Origin of the sequence: Rhodococcus sp. ACPA4 (assembly GCF_002300185.1) — a bacterium.
GTDB lineage: Bacteria > Actinomycetota > Actinomycetes > Mycobacteriales > Mycobacteriaceae > Rhodococcus_F > Rhodococcus_F globerula.
The window spans coordinates 2,666,813-2,689,370 of sequence record NZ_NSDY01000001.1; the positions used below are offsets into that span (position 1 = coordinate 2,666,813).

Annotated in this window: 20 protein-coding genes; 14 read left to right on the forward strand and 6 right to left on the reverse strand. The window is 61.7% G+C overall.

Annotation, left to right across the window (positions count from 1 at the left end):
* Nucleotides 1-54: 54 nt before the first annotated feature.
* Nucleotides 55-1,497, reverse strand: coding sequence for a wax ester/triacylglycerol synthase domain-containing protein (locus CJ178_RS12140; RefSeq protein WP_095886774.1), 1,443 nt, complete (start codon nucleotides 1,495-1,497; stop codon nucleotides 55-57).
* Nucleotides 1,498-1,781: 284 nt separating this feature from the next.
* Here CJ178_RS12140 and CJ178_RS12145 point away from each other — a divergent pair, with 284 nt between their 5' ends.
* Complete coding sequence (locus CJ178_RS12145; RefSeq protein ID WP_033235790.1) at nucleotides 1,782-2,579, forward strand: IclR family transcriptional regulator; 798 nt, start codon at nucleotides 1,782-1,784, stop codon at nucleotides 2,577-2,579.
* On the opposite strand, the gene CJ178_RS12150 is transcribed toward CJ178_RS12145, so the two are convergent.
* Nucleotides 2,561-3,112 carry a VOC family protein gene (locus CJ178_RS12150; protein ID WP_033235576.1) on the reverse strand — a complete coding sequence of 184 codons (552 nt, stop codon included), beginning with the start codon at nucleotides 3,110-3,112 and terminating at the stop codon, nucleotides 2,561-2,563. The two genes, CJ178_RS12145 and CJ178_RS12150, sit on opposite strands and share 19 nt — an antisense overlap.
* A 1,610-nt stretch (nucleotides 3,113-4,722) precedes the next feature.
* Here CJ178_RS12150 and CJ178_RS33205 point away from each other — a divergent pair.
* From CJ178_RS33205 to CJ178_RS12160, 3 genes are all read left to right on the forward strand, one after another.
* Nucleotides 4,723-4,851 (forward strand): hypothetical protein, encoded by a 129-nt coding sequence (locus CJ178_RS33205; RefSeq protein ID WP_255285217.1) that lies wholly within the window; start codon nucleotides 4,723-4,725, stop codon nucleotides 4,849-4,851.
* 28 nt (nucleotides 4,852-4,879) lie between these two features.
* Nucleotides 4,880-5,074: a hypothetical protein gene (locus CJ178_RS12155; RefSeq protein ID WP_033235577.1), complete on the forward strand. Its 195-nt coding sequence runs from the start codon at nucleotides 4,880-4,882 to the stop codon at nucleotides 5,072-5,074.
* Nucleotides 5,075-5,488: 414 nt separating this feature from the next.
* On the forward strand, nucleotides 5,489-6,949 hold the full coding sequence (locus CJ178_RS12160; RefSeq protein ID WP_095886775.1) for a wax ester/triacylglycerol synthase domain-containing protein: 1,461 nt from the start codon (nucleotides 5,489-5,491) through the stop codon (nucleotides 6,947-6,949).
* A gap of 146 nt (nucleotides 6,950-7,095) precedes the next feature.
* Here the strand turns inward: CJ178_RS12160 and groL are convergent, their stop codons facing one another.
* The 3 genes from groL to CJ178_RS12175 all read right to left on the reverse strand — a co-directional run bounded on the left by groL (nucleotide 7,096) and on the right by CJ178_RS12175 (nucleotide 10,387).
* Nucleotides 7,096-8,718, reverse strand: a complete 1,623-nt coding sequence (gene groL / locus CJ178_RS12165) for a chaperonin GroEL (protein WP_033235579.1) — start codon at nucleotides 8,716-8,718, stop codon at nucleotides 7,096-7,098.
* A 245-nt stretch (nucleotides 8,719-8,963) separates the two neighbouring features.
* Nucleotides 8,964-9,521 (reverse strand): DUF6764 family protein, encoded by a 558-nt coding sequence (locus CJ178_RS12170; RefSeq protein ID WP_080711786.1) that lies wholly within the window; start codon nucleotides 9,519-9,521, stop codon nucleotides 8,964-8,966.
* A gap of 80 nt (nucleotides 9,522-9,601) precedes the next feature.
* On the reverse strand, nucleotides 9,602-10,387 hold the full coding sequence (locus tag CJ178_RS12175; RefSeq protein ID WP_095886776.1) for an HAD-IIA family hydrolase: 786 nt from the start codon (nucleotides 10,385-10,387) through the stop codon (nucleotides 9,602-9,604).
* Between the two features lie 72 nt (nucleotides 10,388-10,459).
* Between CJ178_RS12175 and CJ178_RS12180 the strand changes: the two genes are divergently transcribed.
* The gene (locus tag CJ178_RS12180; RefSeq protein ID WP_095886777.1) at nucleotides 10,460-11,605 is read left to right on the forward strand and encodes a PucR family transcriptional regulator; all 1,146 of its coding nucleotides are present in this window, start codon (nucleotides 10,460-10,462) and stop codon (nucleotides 11,603-11,605) included.
* A 141-nt stretch (nucleotides 11,606-11,746) separates the two neighbouring features.
* A complete protein-coding gene (locus CJ178_RS12185; RefSeq protein WP_045063993.1) occupies nucleotides 11,747-13,000 on the forward strand; it encodes an NAD(P)/FAD-dependent oxidoreductase in 1,254 nt (417 codons plus the stop codon).
* On the opposite strand, the gene CJ178_RS12190 is transcribed toward CJ178_RS12185, so the two are convergent.
* Nucleotides 12,966-14,396 (reverse strand): amino acid permease, encoded by a 1,431-nt coding sequence (locus CJ178_RS12190; protein WP_242484604.1) that lies wholly within the window; start codon nucleotides 14,394-14,396, stop codon nucleotides 12,966-12,968. The two genes, CJ178_RS12185 and CJ178_RS12190, sit on opposite strands and share 35 nt — an antisense overlap.
* Nucleotides 14,397-14,555: 159 nt before the next feature.
* On the opposite strand from CJ178_RS12190, the gene CJ178_RS12195 reads away from it, so the two are divergent.
* From CJ178_RS12195 to CJ178_RS12230, 8 genes are all read left to right on the forward strand, one after another.
* Entirely contained in the window at nucleotides 14,556-15,023 is a 468-nt protein-coding gene (locus CJ178_RS12195; RefSeq protein WP_095886778.1) for an SRPBCC family protein, read from the forward strand.
* A gap of 34 nt (nucleotides 15,024-15,057) precedes the next feature.
* Nucleotides 15,058-15,504 carry a hypothetical protein gene (locus CJ178_RS12200; protein ID WP_095886779.1) on the forward strand — a complete coding sequence of 149 codons (447 nt, stop codon included), beginning with the start codon at nucleotides 15,058-15,060 and terminating at the stop codon, nucleotides 15,502-15,504.
* Nucleotides 15,494-16,501: a MerR family DNA-binding transcriptional regulator gene (locus tag CJ178_RS12205; protein ID WP_095886780.1), complete on the forward strand. Its 1,008-nt coding sequence runs from the start codon at nucleotides 15,494-15,496 to the stop codon at nucleotides 16,499-16,501. The genes CJ178_RS12200 and CJ178_RS12205 overlap by 11 nt, the downstream gene beginning before the upstream one ends.
* 14 nt (nucleotides 16,502-16,515) lie before the next feature.
* On the forward strand, nucleotides 16,516-17,025 hold the full coding sequence (locus CJ178_RS12210) for a DUF1648 domain-containing protein (RefSeq protein WP_095886781.1): 510 nt from the start codon (nucleotides 16,516-16,518) through the stop codon (nucleotides 17,023-17,025).
* A gap of 87 nt (nucleotides 17,026-17,112) precedes the next feature.
* Nucleotides 17,113-17,826 (forward strand): phosphatidylserine decarboxylase, encoded by a 714-nt coding sequence (locus CJ178_RS12215; RefSeq protein WP_095886782.1) that lies wholly within the window; start codon nucleotides 17,113-17,115, stop codon nucleotides 17,824-17,826.
* Between the two features lie 56 nt (nucleotides 17,827-17,882).
* A complete protein-coding gene (locus CJ178_RS12220; RefSeq protein ID WP_033235794.1) occupies nucleotides 17,883-18,719 on the forward strand; it encodes a CDP-alcohol phosphatidyltransferase family protein in 837 nt (278 codons plus the stop codon).
* A gap of 21 nt (nucleotides 18,720-18,740) precedes the next feature.
* Nucleotides 18,741-20,921, forward strand: coding sequence for an AAA family ATPase (locus tag CJ178_RS12225; protein WP_095886783.1), 2,181 nt, complete (start codon nucleotides 18,741-18,743; stop codon nucleotides 20,919-20,921).
* Between the two features lie 8 nt (nucleotides 20,922-20,929).
* Complete coding sequence (locus CJ178_RS12230) at nucleotides 20,930-22,552, forward strand: amidohydrolase (RefSeq protein ID WP_095886784.1); 1,623 nt, start codon at nucleotides 20,930-20,932, stop codon at nucleotides 22,550-22,552.
* Nucleotides 22,553-22,558: the final 6 nt, after the last annotated feature.

The following is a 22,558-nucleotide window of genomic DNA, read 5'->3' on the forward strand; positions in this document are numbered from 1 at the left end:
AAAATTCATTGCGATCCACAACAATTCCGGCCCGGCGGGCACCTGACCGGAAAATCATTCGACGGCGGGGACGTCGCACTCCACTGCCTGGCGCAGTTCGTCGAAACTCTCGCGCAGCAGCACGACATAGTGCTCCGGATCGGGCATCGCTCCGCGAGCGACGATGACGTTGAGCGTCAACGCGCCGCCGGCCGCGGCAATCAGGAAGTGGCGCAAAACATCTCCGTCAACCGGCGCCTGCCCACCCAACACGGCAACTGCGGGCGCACCGTCGAACACGTTTCCGTCGATCGTCACCGGGACATTACTGATCGTGGTGTGCTGCATGACCTCACGATCCGTATTCAGCTTGTTGAGGCGCCTGGCCAGCCCCGTCAAACGTAGTAACGGTGCAGGTGACGTCTCGATACGTGTGCTGAATTTCCGGACAGCGAGGTGCGAGCTACGCTCCTTGGCCACTTGCGCAGAATCCCGGATCCGGGTCAGTTTCTCGACCGGATCCGCAACGTCGGAGTGCAGATCGACGGTCAGGAGCGCGAGCTGATTGGCCGACTCCCATTCCGCAATCTGCCGCATCGAGCGCGGAACCATTGCCGCCAGAGGGCGTTCCGGCCGCTCGTCCTTCTCCTCGAGATACTTCTCGAGCGCCCCAGCCACCACCGTCAGGAAGATATCGTTCACCGTCACCCCGGGCACGGCGGCTCTGATCGCCTTGATGTCAGCACCGTCGAGCGTCACGAACTCCAGAGCCAGATCACCCTCCAGCACGTGGTTGAAACGCGTCGGCGGGCGGTCTGCGACGTACTTCGCCAACTCACCGGATTCCTCTGCCTGTGTGATCTCTTCTGCGGCTACTTTTGTCGCCGAGAGACCCTTCCCGAACCGGATCAGTTGTCCCGGGAACCCGAGGACACTGCGCCCCATCATCTCCACGAGCGGCAAACCCGATTCCCGTGCGGGCGCCTTGGGTTTTGCCGGCCCCGAGAACAATCGGTTGGTGAGGTTCCTGATCTCCAAACCGTCGCCGGCGCTGTGATGAGTTTTGAGCATGATCAGCGTCAGGTCGCCGGGTAGATCGTCGATCCCGCTGATTCCCGTCATGACCTCCAACTCCCAGGGCGGCCGCGTCAGATCCATCGGCCCGCTCAGAGACTTGCCTAGCAACGCCCGCACCGGTGCCCATCCGGGCCCCGACGCCTTGTGCACCCGCACATGATCGTCGACATCGAAATCAGGTGCCGGCACCCAGTACGGATAGTCCAGGTCGAGGGGAACTCGCTGCACTCGGCTCGTGAACAGCGGCCAGTACCCGAACCGTTCCGAAATCCATCCAACCGCGTCGGCGTGTGTCATGTCGGCCAGCGGGTGGCCCGCAGTGTCGAAGAAGTACGCGCACACCATATGACTGAGGTGGCCCTCGGACTCGTTGTAGATGAACTCCGCATCCCGCGGACCCAACTGAGCTACCCCGGTTGGCAACGAGTTCCGAAAGATCATGTGTGCCCCTCACATCCGACGCTGGAAGACTGTCCGGATTGTATCGGTCAGGTGTCCAAATATCCGGGGATTGCCCAGGCTTCTCCCCCGGACCTGAGTGCACACAAGTTCCTGGCGGCAGGCACAGCCCTCCGTCCACCCGATGAGTTGCGGGCAACCGTGCACGCGACACTCGACCGAGCCGTCGCAGTCCACTCCCGCTGGCTGGGCCGAACAATTGCCGACGCGAATCGGGCAACACTAAGGTGACTGCGATCACAGATTCGCGGCGAGGACAGGAGTTCATGGTGAGAACCACTCGCAAGGTGGACGATCCGGTGTCGGTAGTCGATCGAATTTCGGCCATCCTCGAAACCTTCGAAAACACAGGGCCACTCACGCTCGCCGAGGTAACTCAGCGAACGGGGATCCCTCGCTCCACCGCTCACCGCCTGCTCGAGCAACTCGTGACCAAACGGTGGATCACTCGGCAAGAACACCGATACGAACTCGGCAGCAAGTCGTACGAACTCGGCCAGTGGGCACTCAATCAGAACCGGCTACGCCACGGTGCCGTGCCTGTCTTGAACCGGTTGGCTCGTTCGACCGGGCTGACGGTCCATCTGGCGGCACTGAACAACAGTGATGTCTTGTACTTGGACCGCGTCCCCGGACGAACGCCACTAGCACTCCCCAGCCGTGTCGGCTCGCGACTTCCCGCACACGTCACCGCCGTCGGCAAGGCGATTCTGGCCAATCTCGAACCAGACAAGATGCAGAGCATTACTCGCGCTCCGCTTCGCAAGACAACCCAGTACAGCATCGCGTCGCAAGAACACCTCTACACAGAATTGGATCGCGTCCGCGACCGCGGGGTAGCGATGGACCGCGAAGAATCAGTGCTCGGAATTGCCTGCGTGGCAACGTCAATCGGTCCGCGCGATCACTACTACGGCAACCGCGCAGCACTCTCTGTCTGCGGACCGATCGATGACATGAAAATGAACCAACTCGTATCAACGGTGCGTATCGCAGCGCGCGATATCTGGGATACCTGCGTCGCAAACGATCTTCGCTCCAAGAATCAATTCGAAGCGTCCTGATTCTGTTCCTCCATGCGCCCCATGAGTTGCGCGTAAATCGCACGATCCGTTCGCGGACCACCAGGCGTCGAAGCGCCGTATCGTTCGATCTCGGCAGCGATGTCCAGCGGTCGCGTGTGCGCAACACCAGGCACAAGTTCACCGTCGAGTAGCCCGTCCGGTACCAGCCAGGTGACTTCGAATTCGATTCCGTCAGGGTCGCGACCGTACAGGGCCTTGGTCGCAGCGTGATTGGACGCTCCGCCGAGAGCATTTGCGGCCAGCATGCGATCGCGGCATTGCGCGAGTTCGCTCAACGTCTCGACCTCCCAGGCCAGGTGGTAGAGACCAACCGCGCCATCACGCGCCCGCGGCGCGCTGGCTTGAAACAGTCCCAGGTCGTGATCGTTTGCCGAGTTCGCTCCGCGAAGGAACGCGCCGCCGGGGAAATTCACGGGAAGCTTCTCGAATCCCAGTACATCGCAGTAAAACGACGCACTCCGCTCGACGTCGGAAACGAACAGCACCGCATGGTTCAGGCTTCGAATAGCCATTACTCTCGTACCTCCGGCAAACTCAGGTCGGTCATCGCACACATTCCCTTTGCTTGTCCTGCGACGTCGATGACGCGTGGCAGCGAGGTAATGCGCAAGAGCTTCCTCCGCAACCTGTGGATTTCCGCTACTGCCTCGGACACTCAGCAGCTTAAACTGAATTCGCTGCGGCGCTCAGGTCGGGCTCTCCCAACGCAAGGCTTGGACCCAGTACTCAGTGTTCCTGAAATTGTGTCAACGTCACTAGCAAGCTCGCGAACGAACGAGCCAATCCGACAAACATACGCACTGCTTCAGCCATGAGTATCCGACCGCGTCCACACGATGTCTGTGATCGTCCGACCGACACAATCGCATCAAACTTCGCGAACAGGCTCTCGACAAACGACTTCTAACAACTACTAGTCGCGCCGGGTTCGCACTAGCACCGGTCACAGACCACTCTTACCCATGGTGACGACAACAGATCAACATCCGATTCCCGTCCGCAAATTAGCGACAAGATCAACGTCTAACAACACCCCGACCGAAACCGTATTTCCGATCAAGAAGCGCAATTCGATGCAAAAATTGCAGTCTCACGACTAACTATCGCGCGGCTCCCTGATGGAGTTTGGTCACCCACACGGGATCGAGGGCCAGGTCATTGGCCGAAAATTCTGAGCTTAAGAAACGAGATGACGTAGCACGCAACATGCAGCAATAAGCCGACTACAAATCCCCGACAGCACTGACCACAGCACCCACCCGCTGACGATCAGTGTGGCGACACCCTCCAACCTAGACGCATCCGAATTATCCACTTGGACTAGTACTTTCAGTGGGTTCAGTACACCGAAACTAGTACTTTCAGAGGATGCGGTGCGCCGAAACTAGCCACCCGCTAGTACTTTCGACGGATACAGTTCCACTGAACTCCCTTCGGACACTAGTACTTTCGATGGATACGCCAGGTGCGCGAGCCGCTCTGGTCGATTCACTTGGATCGAACGAATTACCGGTCGACAAGCGGCCAATGCGTCGAAAATTATTGGTAGACAGCCTAAGTAACCTATACAGGCACAGGATTCGACAGATGATCGGCCGCATCCACGCCGGCCAGCACACAGGAGGGCCGATCCGTTGCCACATCGATCGGCCGATACAAGGACGATTGTTCGCAAACTAGGGGCGTGACCAGCAAAAACTGAAACATGTTGCAGATTGCGGAAAATTTCTTTGACAAAAAGTGACCGAATCGAGCTATCCTGCATTAGCGTGATGCCAGAAGCATCCACAAAGAGTAAGCAGGTCAACGAAAATCTGAGTGTTTGGAACACCAGTGTTTCCTGAGCTCTGCCCACGTTTTTACTCTTTGTGGACTTACACAAGCCGGCGTTTATGAATGCGCAACTATCGTTTACCGATCTACCGAAAGGGTGGAACTCTGTATGCTCGCACTGTTTTTTGCGACGACCGCGACGATGTTCAGCGACCTCATGGGAGTTCTGTATTCCGGATCAATAATTCCCGGAGTCGATGCTGGCACGGGGTCATTGGCCGAGGCCGTCAGCAACAGCTGATGGCAATGCAGTTCTTTTCCGAATAATTTCTGACGACAGGAGTGAATTATGAAACTCGGATCAATCGCCGATATGTTCGACCCGCCGTACGGTGAACTGGTCAAGATGATTATTGGGTTCATATTCGTGATTCCCGTCATGGGGTCCATCGATATGAATTTCAATCCCGTTCAATAATAATCAATCGTTGAGGAGCAAATAAATCGTGGATACTTCGAGCCTTATGGGCGCGCTCGGGAGCATCGATGCAGCACTATTGCTGCCGGTATTGGAGTCGATGAAGGGCATAGTTGGCGGAATATTCGCAACCGTGTCCGCGGCCATCAATCTTGGGGTTACCGGTTCTGCGGGATCCTCCGGACTCATCCAATCGGGCCTCGGCTCCATCGCCGGCACGTAATTAGGAGATAAAACAACAATGTTCAATATTCTTCTGGCCTACTTGTCCGACATGGTCGCGTTCGGTTCTGTTGACCTGGTAGGTACATTTGCGAAGTACCTCGACACCTTGTCTTCCTTCACCCAACCAGTCTGAAATGAGAGGAATTTACAATGATTGAGAGGTACCTTATCCACATGCTGAACTGGGTTGGGCTCGTTACCGAGTACACGGCCATCGGAAGCATGGTGATCAAGAACCCCAAGTGAACGGTCTGGGGTGGACGGATGGTAGCCGTCGATCTACCAAATGATCATGGTCTTCTGGCCATCATCCATGGAACTCAGAGAATCCCCGAGGCTGACATAAGCCTCGGGGATTTTCGACTTCAGCAGCGCCAGCATATAGCTCTGCACCCCCACACGAGGAGCACCCATGAGATTGTCCAATCCATTGGCAATGAGGGTTACGCAATTGAGCCCACGCGATGCCGATTACATCTACAACGAAGCCGATGGGCATCTGGGACACCTCATTGGCGTCTATTTCTTCGAGACCTCGCGACACCCCGATTCGGAATTCTCACAGGAACAAGCCGTCGAGTGGGTCACTGCGCGCCTCGGCCACAACCGGATGTTTACGCAACGCATTCAGCGAACACCACTGAGCCTCGAGCATCCGCATTGGGTCCCAGCCAGCAACTTCGACGTGAGTGACCACGTGCAAGTCACCAATATCACCGAGCCTGGTTGGGCCGCACTGCAGGATCCGCTTAGCAAGTTGTTGACCTCCCGGATGGACTTGACACGTCCACCTTGGGAACTGCACTTTTTCAATGGAGTAGAGGGACTGGACGATCTGCCCGGCCGACTGACTGCTGTAGTCCTCAAGTCGCACCACAGCGGCGCGGACGGAATTGCGATCCGAATGTTGGGTGAAGCCATCTTTTCGGATACGTTGCGGCCGGCGGAGTTCGAGCCTGCGATACCGTTTTTGAAGGCGCGCATGCTCCTCAATGCTGTGCTGAGTATGCCAAACCAGGTTCTACGATTCGCCAGACACGTGCCCGCCAATCGTGCGGCTCACAGGGCCGTTGCCGAAGCACAGGCTGCTGGCGACTGGGTCGAGAGTTTCCGCGATCATCCAACAACCCGTTTCAACGGCAAGGTGAGCGGGTCTGGGACACTCGAGCAGATCACGCTGCCCGGTGCAGCTGTTCGCCAGATCAAGGATGCAGTCTCCGGGGCAACCATCAACGATGTTCTGCTAGCAGTCGTCGGCGGTGCTCTGATGAGGTATCTGACGGAGATGGGTGAGGAGCCGAAGGGATCACTCGTTGCGATGGTGCCACGGTCTATGCGCAAGATAGAAGACTGGGAGTCTGCAAATCAGTTGGTAATCCTGGCAATTGATATGCACACCCACGTCGAAGATCCGTTGAAACGGGTGGCGCTCATTGCAGCGTCTGCCCGTTTGGAGAAAGCTCGCACTTCCCACCTCGCGATCCGCCGTGTAAGCGCTGCGATCGAAACAGCGCCGGCACCATTGCTGCGGTTGATTGCATATACACGTAGGAAGAACCCGTACGACCTGAACCACCCCTGCTACCAGCACACAATGGTGAGCAATATTCCGCTCTCGGTCGACGGGCTAACTTTGAACGGGGCACCGGGCGCAGCTGTGCTCGCGACACAACCGCCAGTGGACGGGGATGGGCTGCGGCACTTTATGGTCGCCGCATCCGGCGGCGGGTTAACTCTCAATGTCATAGCGGATACAGTGGCAATGCCGGATCTCCATCACTACATTGGGCTTCTTCGCGCGAGTTTCGAGCAGCTCAAGATGGCATCCGATGAGAGATCCCGCGATCTTGACAGAAACAAGGTCACTTCCTGACAGAAACAACCTCCGATCAACAGACTGATCGAAGCCGTGCGCCATGCGAAGAAACTTGTGAAGTCGAGCCCCACCACACCCTCACTCACGTAAAAGCCCGGCCCACCAAATGGTGGACCGGGCCTCTAGGAGCTAAGGGGATGGACTCAGAAGTCCATGCCGCCCATGCCGCCGGTGGGATCGCCTGCGGGAGCAGACTTCTCCGGCTTGTCAGCAACAACAGCTTCGGTCGTCAGGAACAGAGCCGCGATGGACGCTGCGTTCTGCAGTGCCGAGCGGGTGACCTTGACCGGGTCGTTGATGCCTGCAGCGAGCAGGTCTTCGTACTCGTTGGTCGCAGCGTTGAGGCCGTGACCTGCGGGCAGGTTGGAGACCTTGTCCGCAACAACGCCGGGCTCGAGGCCTGCGTTGAATGCGATCTGCTTGAGCGGAGCGGACAGTGCAACGCGAACGATGTTCGCGCCGGTTGCCTCGTCACCTTCGAGCTTGAGGTCGTCCAGGGCGGGAGCGGCCTGGATGAGTGCTACGCCGCCACCGGCGACGATGCCCTCTTCGACAGCTGCCTTAGCGTTGCGCACTGCATCTTCGATGCGGTGCTTGCGCTCCTTGAGCTCAACCTCGGTTGCTGCGCCTGCCTTGATGACTGCAACGCCGCCGGCCAGCTTGGCCAGACGTTCCTGCAGCTTCTCACGGTCGTAATCCGAGTCGCTGTTCTCGATCTCAGCGCGGATCTGGCTGACGCGACCTGCGATGGCGTCGGCGTCGCCGGCACCTTCGACGATGGTGGTCTCGTCCTTGGTGATGACAACCTTGCGTGCCTGGCCGAGGAGCTCGAGGCCTGCGGTCTCCAAGGAGAGTCCGACCTCTTCGCTGATGACCTCGCCACCCGTGAGGATGGCGATGTCGGCGAGCTGAGCCTTACGACGGTCACCGAAGCCGGGAGCCTTGACGGCAACAGACTTGAAGGTGCCACGGATCTTGTTGACGACGAGGGTGGAGAGAGCTTCGCCCTCGACGTCCTCGGCGATGATCAGGAGCGGCTTGCCGGACTGGATAACCTTCTCCAGCAGGGGCAGCAGGTCCTTGACCGTGGAGATCTTGGAGCTGACGAGCAGGATGTAGACGTCTTCGAGGACGGCTTCCTGACGCTCAGCATCGGTGGCGAAGTACGCCGAGATGTAGCCCTTGTCGAAGCGCATGCCCTCGGTGAGCTCGAGCTGCAGGCCGAAGGTGTTGGACTCCTCGACCGTGATGACGCCTTCCTTGCCGACCTTGTCCATTGCCTCGGCGATGAGCTCACCGATGGACGGGTCGCCTGCGGAAATACCGGCGGTAGCAGCGATCTGCTCCTTGGTGTCGATCTCCTTGGCGGTTTCGAGCAGGCGAGCTGTGACAGCCTCGACAGCCTTCTCGATGCCGCGCTTGAGGCCGAGCGGGTTCGCGCCGGCTGCGACGTTACGCAGGCCTTCGCGGACCAGTGCCTGTGCGAGGACGGTGGCGGTGGTGGTGCCGTCGCCAGCGACGTCGTCAGTCTTCTTGGCGACCTCCTTGACGAGCTCCGCGCCGATCTTCTCGTACGGGTCGTCGAGTTCGATCTCCTTGGCGATGGAAACACCATCGTTGGTGATCGTGGGGGCGCCCCACTTCTTTTCGAGAACGACGTTGCGACCCTTGGGGCCCAACGTCACCTTGACAGCGTCGGCGAGGGCATTGAGGCCTCGCTCGAGGCCGCGACGTGCCTCTTCGTCGAACGCGATGATCTTTGCCATTGCGAAGTGATCCTCCGGATAGGGGGTGACACACAAGGTGACCGCTCGTCGGGTCACCTCATCGGCACAGGGCGACCGAATTTTGCTTAGGTCACCCATCTAGCCTGTGGTCTTAAGTCAGTGCCCGCGACGGACGACCGGGGGTGTCGATGGATCCCGGTCTCACTGACTCGACCTGGCACTCACAGCTCGCGAGTGCCAATTGCATTTTTAGCACTCGAGCGTGCCGAGTGCAAGGTCAAGACTCAGCCGGCGATGCAGAACTGCCCGTTGGTGAAGTTCACAGCGAAGGACAAGTTGCCCATGCAGTTGACTCCGTTGGCGTCAGCCGTCGCTCCCGCTCCCCAACCGGCGATGGCAACGGTGAAGTTTCCGTCGGCCGCACCGGCGCGGGCGATGCCGCCACCGAGTGCATAGGCGTGCGCCTGACCGTTGCCGCGCGAAGCGCCGAGAGCCGTTCCGAAACCGTTGGCGTAAGTGTTGGTGTAGCTGTTGTCAGCCGAGACGCTGACAGCTGTTCCGCTCTCCATGGCACCGGCCTGCGAGCGTCCCGCACCAACAGCCTGTGCGCCACAGCTCGCGGTGTCCGATACCTGGATGTCGTTGACCAACGGCGGCGACACACACGTAACGGGCGCAGCCGAAGCGACTCCCCCGCCGGCCAGCGCCAGCCCCGCAACCAAGCCCATCCCCGCGGTCACCACAGCCCCTGTTCTCGCCAGGCGGCCCCCCAACCGACTACTGGTACTTCCGTTAACTCGTGAGGACGAGCGGCGGAACCAGACTGACGAGATCAAGGGCATAGAAAACTCCTTCTTGGAACACGTTCATGGATTCGGGCGCGAGAGTACCCGCTCACATGACGTCCGTCACGCTTTGCAGGTCACGACTCGAGCAAGGTTTCCAACAATCCCGGTAGATCCGCCACGGAATCGATGACATAGTCCGGCTGTTGCGTTGCCAATTCGAGCACTGCCTGCCGAAACTTGCCGGTACGCACCAGAACTCCGGTCAACCCGACCCTTTGCGACGAAAGGATGTCACCGATCAGATCGTCTCCCACCATGACCGTCGCTTCGGCGTCGACGTCCATCAATTCGGTGGCCGCGAGAAAGCCCGTGAGCGACGGCTTGCCGACGGCCGCGATATTGACGCCGGCAACTTCCTCGAAACCCGGTAGGTACGTTCCGGTGTCGATCCTCAAGCCCGTATCTGTCTCCCACATCATTCCGCGGTGCATCGCGACCACCGGGACACCGTCGAGCAAATATTCGAGCACCTGACTCAGGGCCTCGTGAGTGAATTCGGGACCTGCGCCGCCGAGGATGACAACATCAGGGTTCTTGTCGACCAGTTCGATTCCCTCGAGGTCGCTGGACACATCGCCGTTGTTGAGCACCCAGGCCTTCGCGTCGGGATATGTGGTGCGCACGTACTCCGCCGTGAGCCTTGCTGCGGTCACAATCTGGCTGGGTTCGACCGCAATTCCCGCGTCACACAGTCCCTCCGCAATCAGGGTCGAACTGCGGGAGGTGGTGTTGGTGAGAAACCCACACGCCAAGCCCCGACTACGCACATCGCGGACCGCCTCGCCGGCACCCTCGATGGGCTGCCATGACGTGAGCAGGACTCCGTCGATGTCGAACAGAACACCTTCGATGTCAGCCATTGCACCAGCCTATAGTTGCAACCCCGACGCGTCGCACCACAGGAAACGAACCGGCTCAGTAGGCTCAGCCTCATGGACCTGCGCGACGACGATCTCTTCAGCGTCGCGGGATCCTTGGCGGAATTACTCGGAGCTCCCGTCACGATCGAGGACGAGAACTCGACCGTCCTTGCCTACTCCGGCGGTGAACAAGCCGTGGACGAGGCTCGGATCGGAACCATCCTCGGCCGGCAGGTCCCCAGCCGGATACGCGAACTCCTCTCGAATGCAGGTGTTTTCGAGCGTCTTCATCGGGAGACGGACCCTATCTACGTCAACCTCGACGATCCGGCGATCACTCCCCGGCTTGTCATCGCCGTGCGAGAGAACAACATTGCCGTCGGGTCTATCTGGGTGGCACTCGCGGGCGAGCCGACGCCGTCCCAGGAATCGACACTTCGCGCTGCTGTGCCCGTGGTTGCGGAGCACATCGCGTCCGAGCGGGACCGGATCAACAGCACCAGACGCCGCCAGACCGAGCGAGTAAAAGCACTGATCGGCGGCGGCGAGCAGGCATTCCGCGCCGCCGAGGACTTGCGACTGCGCGGACCGCTGACCGTCGTAGCGGTTGGCGCGACAGCCGGTTTCATGCCGAGCACCGTCGCGGCGTCGTTGGGTCTGTATCTCGACACACTGGCCGTCGACGCCGTGATCGCGCAGTTGATCGACGCGACGTATCTTGTTGTCTCCGCTGAAGAAGCGAACACCCGCCGATTGCTGGAGGACTTCCTCGGTCGCGCCCGCGAACGCGCACAACTTGCCGTGGCGGTGGGCCGAAATGTGAAATCGGCCAGCGAATGCCATCTATCGCGCGCCGACGCCGACCATGTTCTGGGCGCGCTGCGGCACAACCGGTCCGGCGGGATTGTCGCGGGCATGAACGACACCTTGGCGTCGGTACTGGCATTGCATGTCGCCGACATCTTCGACGGGCTGGGCGATGCCACACCCCTTGGCGCGTTGGACGAGCACGACCGTCGGCACGGCAGCGAACTTGTCGCCACGGCCCGCACCTTCCTCGACAAGGGCGGTGATGTCGCGAATTCTTCCGCAGCACTGCACGTTCACCCCAACACCCTGCGCAATCGGCTACGCCGTTGCAAGGACATGTGTGGTGTTGACCTGACCGACGCGGACACTCGACTGATCCTGATGCTCCAGTTCAAACTGCGGAATTGAACGCCCGTTGTGCATATGCACAACGCCTGATCTCTACCTGTGGCCGAACGGCCACTCCTTTTGCCCTCCCCTCAGCCCATGCTTGAAACAGAGCCGGTGTGACCGGCGTCTCGCATGTCAACGGAGCTAAAGGAGCAGGTCATGGGAACTCGTCAGAGCCCCGATCGTGTGGTCGTGGTCGGCGCAGGCATGGTCGGATTGTCGACGGCCTGGTTCCTCCAGGAACGTGGAGTCGACGTCACCGTCGTCGATCGAGATGGCGTCGCCGCTGATGCCAGCTGGGGAAATGCCGGCTGGCTCGCGCCCGCTCTCACGCTTCCGCTCCCCGAACCTGCAGTCCTTCAGTACGGCCTGCGCGCGATGCTCAGCCCGTCGTCGCCGGTGTATGTTCCGCTGACAACCGATCTGAAACTGATCCGGTTCCTGGTCGGATTTGCTCGCCACTGCACACCCTCGAAGTGGCAGGAAGCAATGTCCGTCTACACGGAAGTGAACCGAACTGCGCTGGGCGCATTCGACGAACTTGCCGACGGTGGCGTCAAGGAGCACACCCGCTTGGCTGATCCGTTCCTCGCGGCGTTCGCGTCGGAGCAGGATCGCGAGAACCTGGTCGAGGAGTTCCGTCATGTGGAGGCCGCCGGCGGCGAGGTCGACTTCGATCTCCTCGACCACGATGCGATCCACTCGCTCGAGCCAACCCTCGGCACCGGTGTGAAGGCCGGAATCCGGCTGCGTGGTCAGCGTTTCATCGATCCCCCGCAATTTGTGAACTCGTTGGCCGACGCCGTCCGTGAACGTGGCGCCGAGATCATCACCGGCTTCGATGTGGCGTCAATCGACGACCGTGCCGACGGCGTGAGTGTTCGCTCCGCCAACGGTGATTCGCGTGCAGCAGATGCAGTCGTGATTTCCAGTGGCGCTCGCTTGAACAAGCTGGCAGCGCCGTTCGGTGTGCGCAAACTGGTGCAGGCGGGACGCGGATACAGCTTCAGCGTCACACCCGATCACCTGCCCAAGAACCCGGTGTACTTCCCCACTCAGCGCGTGGCGTGCACGCCGCTGCACGACAGGTTCCGCGTCGCCGGAATGATGGAATTCCGCAGCCCAGACGCACCGTTGGATCCGCGTCGCGTGCAGGCGATCATCGACGCCGCAAAGCCCATGCTCCGCGGCATCGACTGGACTGCGCGTGACGAGGAATGGGTCGGATCACGTCCCTGCACCACTGACGGGTTGCCGTTGATCGGTGCTACGAAGTCGCCGCGCGTCCATGTCGCGGGTGGTCACGGGATGTGGGGAATCGCGTTGGGTCCGTTGACCGGAAAGATGATGGCGGAGTCGATGACGGCAGGCACGATGCCTACTGTGATGCGCCACTTCGATCCGCTGCGCTGACGGCGGGTTTCACCCATTTGTAGTACGCGCCGGCCAGCAGCACGAGCCATCCGGCGCCCACCAGTAGGGCAACACGGGTGTCCGCAATGACGCCCAACAGGATGATGACAAACACCAGGAAACCGATCGCGAAGATCTGACCGTACGGCCACAGCGGCACTGGAAACTTCAGTGCCGCTGTTTCGTCGGCACTCATCTGGCGGCGTGAACGGAACTGCGACAGCAGAATCATGACCCACACAAAGATGGTGGCGAAGGTCGCGAGCGACGCGATCACGAGGAAAACCTGGTCCGGGATCAGGTAGTTGAGCACCACGCCGACCAACAAGGCGACGGTCATGATGACAACGGTCATCCACGGAACTCCGTTGCGGGACACCTTCTTCATGACCTGCGGCGCTTGACCGGCGTGGGACATTCCGAACATCATGCGGCCGGCACCGAATACGTCGCTGTTGATGGCGGACAGCGCCGCGGTGATGACCACGATGTTGAGTATCGAAGCAGCGGTGCCCAATCCGAGGTTCTCGAAGATCTGCACAAAGGGACTGTTGTCGCTGGTGATGGTCTGCCACGGAATGATGATCATGATGACTGCGAGGGTGCAGACGTAGAAGAGAATGATGCGTACCGGAACGGTGTTGACCGCTTTTCGGATGGTCCGCGCCGGGTCTTCTGCCTCACCGGCAGTGATTCCGATGATTTCGGTGCCGCCGAACGCAAACATGACGATTGCAAAGCACGCGAGGAACCCGCCGATTCCCGTAGCGAAGAATCCGCCGTCCGACCACAGGTTGCTGACTCCCGCGTCGGTGTCGTGCACGCCGAATCCGAACACGATGATCGCGATGCCACCCACGATCATCGCGATGATGGCGGTAATCTTGACGAGCGTGAACCAGAACTCGAGCTCACCGAACACCTTGACGCTCAACAGGTTCAGGGCGCCAATGAAGAAGACGACGGCCAGAACCCAAATCCAGCGTGGCACGTCCGGGAACCAGAACTGCATGTACAGGCCGAACGCTGTGACGTCGGCAAGACAGACGATCACCATCTCGAATGTGTACGTCCACCCTGTCATGAATCCGGCAAGCGGACCCAGATGCTGGTTGGCGTATTCGCTGAACGAACCGGAGACGGGGTTGCGTACCGCCATCTCACCGAGAGCGCGCAGCACCAGGTACACCGCGAGGCCACCGATCAGGTAAGCCAGCAGAACCGACGGCCCGGCGCGCTTGATCGCTTCGGCACTGCCGTAGAAAAGTCCCGTTCCGATTGCCGAGCCCAGAGCAATGAAACGAATGTGCCGCGCCGTCAGCCCCCTCTTGAGTCCGGCCCGTTCGTCGGGCAAGGCGTCGGTGTTCACTCGGTACTCCAGTCGGATGGCAGGCATGCGTGCGCCGTCTATTGTCCGCTACCGGCCGCCAGCCTCCCGCCCACCCCTGCGACCTGGCCGTAAGGTGACCTGAGGCACATCGGGTATTGACGTATCGCGTACCGTCGGCAAAAGTGTTTGTAACTCGTCGTATCATCAAATTGACTGGAGAAACCATTGTCCAACACCCTCGAAGCCAGCATCGACATCAATGCATCCCCGCAGGATGTGTGGGCGATCGTCGCCGACCTGCAGCGGATGGGCGAATGGAGCCCCCAGTGCAAGAAGATGAAGGTCATCGGTGGAACCGTCCGTGAGGGTGCCAAGACCCTGAACATCAACCGCAAGGGCCTTCTCGTCTGGCCGACAACAGCGAAGGTTGTTCGGTTCGAGCCCAACAAGTCCGTCGCGTTCCGCATCGCCGAGAACCGCACCATCTGGTCGTACAACATCGAAGCGACCGAAACCGGAACCAAGCTCACCGAGCGCCGTGAAGCTCCCACCGGAACGTCCCAGGTCTCGCAGTTCCTGGTCAAGACGGTCTTCGGTGGCAACGACAGCTTCGAGGTCGAACTCGTCAAGGGCATGAACGCCACTCTCGAGCGTGTGAAGAAGGAAGCGGAAGCAGCCAGCGTTCCCGCTTGACCCTCGACCAGGTCGAGACTCCAGGATCCCTTTCATGGATCCCGTGATGAACCGAATAATGCAGGCACAAGAAATGGCGAGCTCCGGCGATCGGGCCGGGGCTCGCTCTGCATTCGAAAACGTGTGGCGCGACGTCGGCACTGATCCGCTGCACGTTGTCACCCTCGCGCACTACATGGCCGACGTTCAAGACGACCCTGCCGACGAACTTCAGTGGGATCTGCGTGCACTGGAAGCGGCTGATTCGCTGACCGATGCTCGGGCGCAAGAACACCATTCGACGCTGCAGGTTGCAGGCTTCTACCCGTCGTTGCACCTCAACCTGGCCGCCGACTACAACAAACTCGGTCGAGTCGCCGAAGCTCACGAGCATCTGACCAAGGCCGAAGGCGCGGCCGGAACACTGACCGCCGACGGATACGGCCGGATGATTCGGGGCGCCATCGCGCGATTGCGGGCAGAATTCGACCGTGACCACTAGCCCAGCGCTCCTGACAATCGGTGAGATGGCGAGGGCGTCGGCGCTACCGATCAGTGCGCTGCGCTTCTACGACAAGGAAGGCGTGCTGGTTCCGCACTCCGTCGACCCGCATACTGGTTATCGCTGGTACACCGACGACCAACTCCGTGATGCTCGCCTGATCGCGGGCATGCGGCACGTCGGTGTCCCGGTTCGGGAAATGACAGCCGTCCTGACCGGGTCGGACCCACACTCCCGATTGGACGCGCACTTGCGCAATCTCGAAGACGGGCTCGCCGACGCCCGAGCCGAACTCGATCGAATCCATCGGCTCATCGATTCACGGCCGACCGCAACCGGCGTCACCCTCGATTCCTGGGATGTACGACGCGCACTCGACGCCGTGCTGTTTGCCGTGGACGCCGATTCGGAGTTCCCGATCCTTCGCGGAGTACATATCGACATTCACGACGGCGTCGCGGCGTTTGTCACCACTGATCGGTACCGGCTAGCGGTCGCAGAAGTGAGCGTGCGATCCAATTTGACCGTCTCGGCAGTCATTCCGCTCGCCTTTGCGCGAAGGATGCGAGACATCGCCGGAGTCGTGACGCTCACCTTCGCCACCCGATCGGTGACCGCGTCGTATCCCGGCGGATCGGTGTCGAGCCCACTCATCGAGGACGGTGAATTTCCGGACCATCGCATCCTGCGCGAAGACCGTGGCGCAACCGAACTGAGAGGTGACCAACTGGCGGCCCTGCTCAACGGCTCCACGGAAACAGCGATCGTGAGCGTCGACGCCGACGGAAGCGCTCTGATCGATCCGGCTGACGTGGTTCCCGCAGAGAGGTTCCGAGTGCTGGTCGATCGGCAGCGACTTCGCGAGGCCGCGGCAGCGCAACCCGGTCGGGCACTGGTGATTCGGGCGAGCGGCGCGGCACTGCCCCTTGCTATCCGCACCACCGACTACGCCAGGTACTTCTCGTACTTGATGCCGCTACAGGCTGCGCACACGTAATAGAGTTGCCCTCGATGAAGGCAAAGTCGCGGACAGTCTTGTGGCTCGCGTTCGGCACGTTTGCGATCGCCTGGACGTGGGTGGCAGCAACAGCAGGTGACGAGATTCCCGGTCACTTCGACGCGTCCGGTGCGGTAACCCGGTGGGATTCGAAGTGGTCGTTCCTCGGTCCGATCGGCGGAATCTGTCTCGGTCTCACTCTCGCGTTCGGGTCAGCGAGGTTCCTGATCGCCCGTGTTCCTGGGCACGCGATCAGCATCGCGAACCATCGATACTGGACGGACCCGGTCAATCGCGCCGAGTTCGATCGAAGAATTTCCGAAGACCTCGAATGGCTCGGCGCTGCCACCGCGCTGTTACTTGCCTGGATGACAGCGGTCGCGGGCACGTCGACGGATGGTTCCGTCGATACCTGGCTCCTCGTCGCCCCGACCGTTCTCTATCTGGTCGGTGTGCTCGGCTACTGCGCCGACATGATCTGGGGCGGACGATACCGGGTGCCGCAACAACAGATGCCGCAGTAACGGATGCCTCACGTAATCTAGTGATGCACGACGCCCCGTAGTGTCTGTGCGGCCAGCAGTACACCGACCGAGTAGTTAGAGGAGCCTGTGGCACGCCGACCCACACCCCCCGGAACCCCGCAACCCACCGGAATCGGACATATCGTCGATCTGGTTCGGCATGCGATTCCGCCGCTTCATCCCGCCGGTCTTCCGTTTGTGCTCGCTCCGCTGGGTGTTGCAGCCCTGGGTCGCAACCGTAAGTGGGTGCGTCGAGCCGGCCTTGTGTCCGCAGCTGCCTGCGCCACCTTCTTCCGTCACCCGCACCGGGTACCGCCCAACCGCATCGGCGTCGTCGTGGCCCCGGCCGACGGCGAGGTCGCACTGGTCGACAATGCCGTCCCGCCAGCCGAACTGAACCTCGGCAGCGAACCTCGCCCCCGCGTGAGCATCTTCCTGTCGGTTCTGGACGTACACGTCCAGCGCGCTCCCGTCGGAGGCACCGTCAAGACTGTTGTTCACCAGCCGGGCAAGTTCCTCTCCGCAGACCTGGCCGACGCCAGCGAGGTCAACGAGCGCAACAGCATGCTCATCGAGACCGCGACCGGACACGACGTTGCCGTCGTACAGATCGCCGGTCTGCTGGCGCGTCGTATCGTCTGCTACGCCGGCGTCGGTGATTCCCTCCCTATCGGTGACACCTACGGTCTGATCCGCTTCGGATCGCGCGTCGACACGTACTTCCCGGCCGGAACGACCTTGCTGGTCGAACCAGGTCAGCGCACAATTGGCGCTGAAACCGTCATCGCGCAACTGCCGTGAAGACACCGAGAATGAAGCCAGCCGTGAAGAGACCGGTGGTGACAACCAGCCCGGCCATGAAGGTGCCCAAACGCACGCAAGCCGTGCGGTTGTTGCCGTCCGTCATCACCATCCTCGCGCTGTGTGCGGGCCTGTCCGCCGTCAAGTTCGCACTCGACGGAGAGCCTGGCATCTCGCTCGCGATGGTCGGTGCTGCGGCGGTCCTCGATTCACTCGACGGCCGGATCGCCCGCCTTCTCGACGCGACCAGCAAGATCGGTGCCGAGCTCGATTCACTGTCCGATGCCATCTCGTTCGGCGTTGCCCCGGCATTGGTCCTGTACGTGACGTTGTTGGACGACACCAACTTCGGCTGGATCATCGCGTTGGTCTACGCCGTCAGCATCGTGTTGCGCCTGGCCCGGTTCAATACCCTGCTCGACGAAGACGACGTCCCCGCATATGCCCGCGAGTACTTTGTCGGAGTGCCAGCGCCCGCAGGCGCCCTGATCGCCCTCACCCCCCTGGCTGCAACCATCCAATGGGGTGACGGGTGGTGGTCGTCGCAGGTAGTTGTAGTCATCTGGATGTTGTTCTCGGCAGCTCTGATCGTCAGCCGCATCCCGACCCTGGCCATGAAATCGGTATCCGTGCCACCGCACATGGCTGCCGCGCTGCTGGTCCTCGTGGCCTTGACCGCGGCCGCACTGATCACCTTCCCGTACGTGCTGTTGATCGTTCTCATTGCGATATACCTGGTTCACATTCCCTTTGCCGTCCGCTCCAAGCGCTGGGTGGCGGCGCGGCCGGAAACGTGGGACATCAAGCCGTCGGAGCGCCGGGCGATCCGTCGTCAACCCACAGCGGGTGGACGACGCTCGATGGTGCGCCTCGGCTTGCGTCGGCCTCGCTAGCTCAGGACGTAGTCTCGGGGAGTGACTTCGCCGGAACTCGCCCTGACTGTCCGACTCAACACCTCCGCAGCAGATTTACGACGCGGTGTCGTGCGCCTGCATCCCGAAGCCTTGGCAGCGTTGGGTATCCGCGAGTGGGATGCCATCGCCTTGATGGGCGCACGAGGAACCGCTGCCGTGGCGGGGCGGGCCCCCACCGGCACACCGGCGGGCACGATCTTGTTGGACGACGTCACGATGTCCAACGTGGGGCTCACCGAGAACTCGTCCGTCGTGGTGGGTCCGGTGACGGTGTACGGAGCACGATCCGTCTCCGTCACCGGTTCCACCATGGCAACCCGCTCGATCAGCCCCACCGTCCTGCGCCAAGCTCTGCTCGGCAAGGTGGTGAGCGTCGGCGATACCGTCTCGCTTCTCCCCCGCGACTTGGGCCCTGGAACCAGCACTTCCGAAGCCACTCAAGCTCTTTCCCGCACCTTCGGTGTCGCCTGGACGTCGGAACTGCTCACCGTCACCGGCGTCGACCCGGCCGGTGGGCCGGTGAGTGTGCAGCCGAACTCGGCGGTGGACTGGGGAACGGCCGGTCCCGCTGCCGTTGCCGGTGCTGTTTCCAGTGCCGCTGTCGCGGCCTCTGCCTCTGCCGAACCCACGCCTGCCGTTCCCCTCGACCACCTCGTGGGCGCACAGGCACAGGCCGCCAAACTCACCGAGTGGCTCGGCCTGGCGCTCGACGAACCGGAACTGCTGCGCACACTCGGCGCCTCCCCGCACCTCGGTGTTCTGATCACCGGACCGGCAGGCGTCGGAAAAGCCACACTCGCCCGATCAGTTCTCTCGGCGCGAAAGCTGGTGGAACTCGACGGCCCCGGAGTCGGTGCAACCGAAGCGAATACCCGACTCCAGCGCATCGTCGACGCCGTAGCCGGTGTGCGCGGCGGTGGGGTTCTCCTGATCACCGATATCGACGCATTACTGCCCGCCACACCCGAACCCGTCTCCGCGCTCATCCTCGAACAGCTGCGCAGCGCCGTCGCCACCCCCGGCATCGCGTTTGTCGCCACGTCCGCGCACCCCGAAGCCGTCGACGCCCGCCTGCGCGGTCAAGATCTGTGCGACCGTGAACTCTCCCTGAGCCTGCCCGACGGTGCTACCCGCAAGGCACTCCTCGAACTGTTGCTCCGCAGAGTTCCCACCGGCACACTCGAACTCGACGCCATCGCCTCCCGCGCCCCCGGCTTTGTGGTTGCCGACCTCGCCGCGTTGTGCCGCGAAGCCGCGCTGCGAGCCGCGACCAGAGCGTCCAAATCTGCCGAAGCGCCGGAGATCACGCAGGACGACCTCGTCGGAGCGCTTGAGGTGATTCGGCCACTGTCCCGGTCCAGTACCGAAGAACTGTCCATCGGCAGCGTCACTCTCGACGACGTCGGCGACATGGTCGAAACCAAGCAGGCGCTCACCGAGGCTGTGCTCTGGCCACTGCAGCACCCCGATTCCTTTGCCCGCCTTGGCGTCGACCCGCCCCGCGGCGTCCTCCTCTACGGCCCTCCCGGCTGCGGTAAGACGTATCTTGTTCGCGCCCTTGCCAGCTCGGGCCACCTGAGCGTGCACGCCGTCAAGGGCGCCGAGCTGATGGACAAGTGGGTGGGCGCATCCGAAAAAGCGGTGCGCGAATTGTTCCAGCGCGCCCGCGATTCCGCACCCTCGCTGATCTTCCTCGACGAAATCGACGCCCTCGCCCCGCGACGCGGGCAGAGCTCGGACTCCGGGGTGTCGGATCGCGTCGTCGCAGCCCTGCTGACGGAGATGGACGGCGTCGAGCCACTGCGTGATGTCGTGGTGTTGGGCGCCACCAACCGCCCCGATCTGATCGACCCCGCACTGCTGCGGCCAGGCAGACTGGAACGCCTTGTATTTGTTCCACCGCCGGACGCGGACGCGCGCAAGGCAATTCTCAAGGCGTCGGGCAAGTCTGTGCCGCTGGCGGAAGATGTCGACCTCGACGCGTTGGCAGTGGATCTGGAAGGTTACTCGGCAGCCGACTGCTCAGCTCTGTTGCGCGAAGCCGCCCTGGCAGCCATGCGCCGCAGCATGGACGCCGCCGACGTGACCGCCGACGACGTCGCCACCGCGCGCGACAAGGTCCGCCCGTCACTCGATCCCGAGCAGGTAGCCCACCTGCAGGCATACGCCGACAACCGATGAGGACTGTCATGGATGCTGATCTGGTTCTGTACGGCGACATCGTCACGATGCACGAGGACGCTCCGCGCGCGAACGCTCTGGCCGTGACCGGTGGCCGGATCACGGCAGTCGGCGAGCGGACCGAGATCGACTCGCTCATCGGCGAAGGTACGCGGGTGGTGGACGTCGGAACTGCCTGCGTGCTCCCCGGATTCATCGAACCGCACGGGCACCCACTCGAAGAGGCGATCGTGCTCGGCCCGGCAGTGGTCGACATCCGCCCCGTCACGATCGCCGACGCGGATACCGTTGTTGCCACGGTCATCGACACCGTTGCAGCACGCGGCGCGGCCGGTGCATCGCTCAACGGTTGGGATCCTCTGCTGCAGACGGGTTTACCCGAGCCCACGCGCGAGTGGCTCGACATGATCGCACCGGACCACCCGCTCGTGATCATGCACAACTCCGGCCACGTTGCATACTTCAACTCCGCAGCAGCAGCGCAGGCCGGGATCACCCGCGACACCCCCGATCCGATCGGCGGATCGTACGGCCACGATTCCTCGGGCGAACTCGACGGCGCGGCGTACGAGACACCGGCCGTGTTTGCCGTTGCCGGCCACGCGATGACCATCGGGAGCGACTACCCCCAACTGTTGGCCGCCGAGTGCGCCCGACTCAATGCGGCCGGCATCACCACCGTCGCCGAAATGTCGTTCGACCCACGAATGCGCCCGGCATTGAAGGCAATTGCCGACGCGGGCGGGCTCACCACCAGGTTCCGCCTCTACGAAATGTCGACACCGGACCGCGCCACGGACGCCACCCCCGGCGAGGGCGATGATCTGGTCAAGCAGATCGGCATCAAAGTGTGGTCGGACGGTTCACCGTGGGTCGGCAACGTCGCGACCAGTTTCCCGTACCTCGACACAGCCGCCACTCGCGGACTCGGCATCGCCTGCACCCACGGTCATGCCAACTACACCGGTGAGCAGATCCACGACATCAGCGCAGCCTACTTCGAGCAGGGGTGGCAGATCGCGTGCCACGCCCACGGCGACAACGCAATCACGATGGTTCTCGACGCGTGGGAGCAACTGCTGCAGGAGTTTCCGCGGTCCGATCACCGCTTGCGCCTCGAACATGTCGGCGCGATGCGCGCAGATCAGTTCCGCCGGGCAGCTGAACTGGGCGTCACCGTCAGTATCTTCATCGATCACCTGCACTACTGGGGCGACGTGTTGGTCGACGATCTGTTCGGTCCCGAGCACGGCGGAGCATGGGCGGCAGCAGGTTCTGCCCTTGCCGCCGGGCAGCGCTTCACATTCCACAACGACGGCCCGGTCACCCCGGCTAACCCGCTGCGGAACATGCAGGACGCGGTCACCCGACTCTCGCCGAGTGGCCAGGTGCGTGCGCCGGAGGAACGTATCCCCGTCGACGCTGCGCTGCGCGCTCATACCGTCAACGCCGCATGGCAGCTCTTCAGCGAGGAGAGCATCGGCGCAATCTTCCCGGGCGCCTACGCGGATCTTGTTGTGCTGTCGGCCAATCCCCTCGATGTGGCGCCCACCGAATTGGCCGACATCGAGGTGCGCGCCACCGTCCTCGAGGGGCGAACGGTGTACGGAGACCTGAACGCCGCCGGCTAGCCAGCA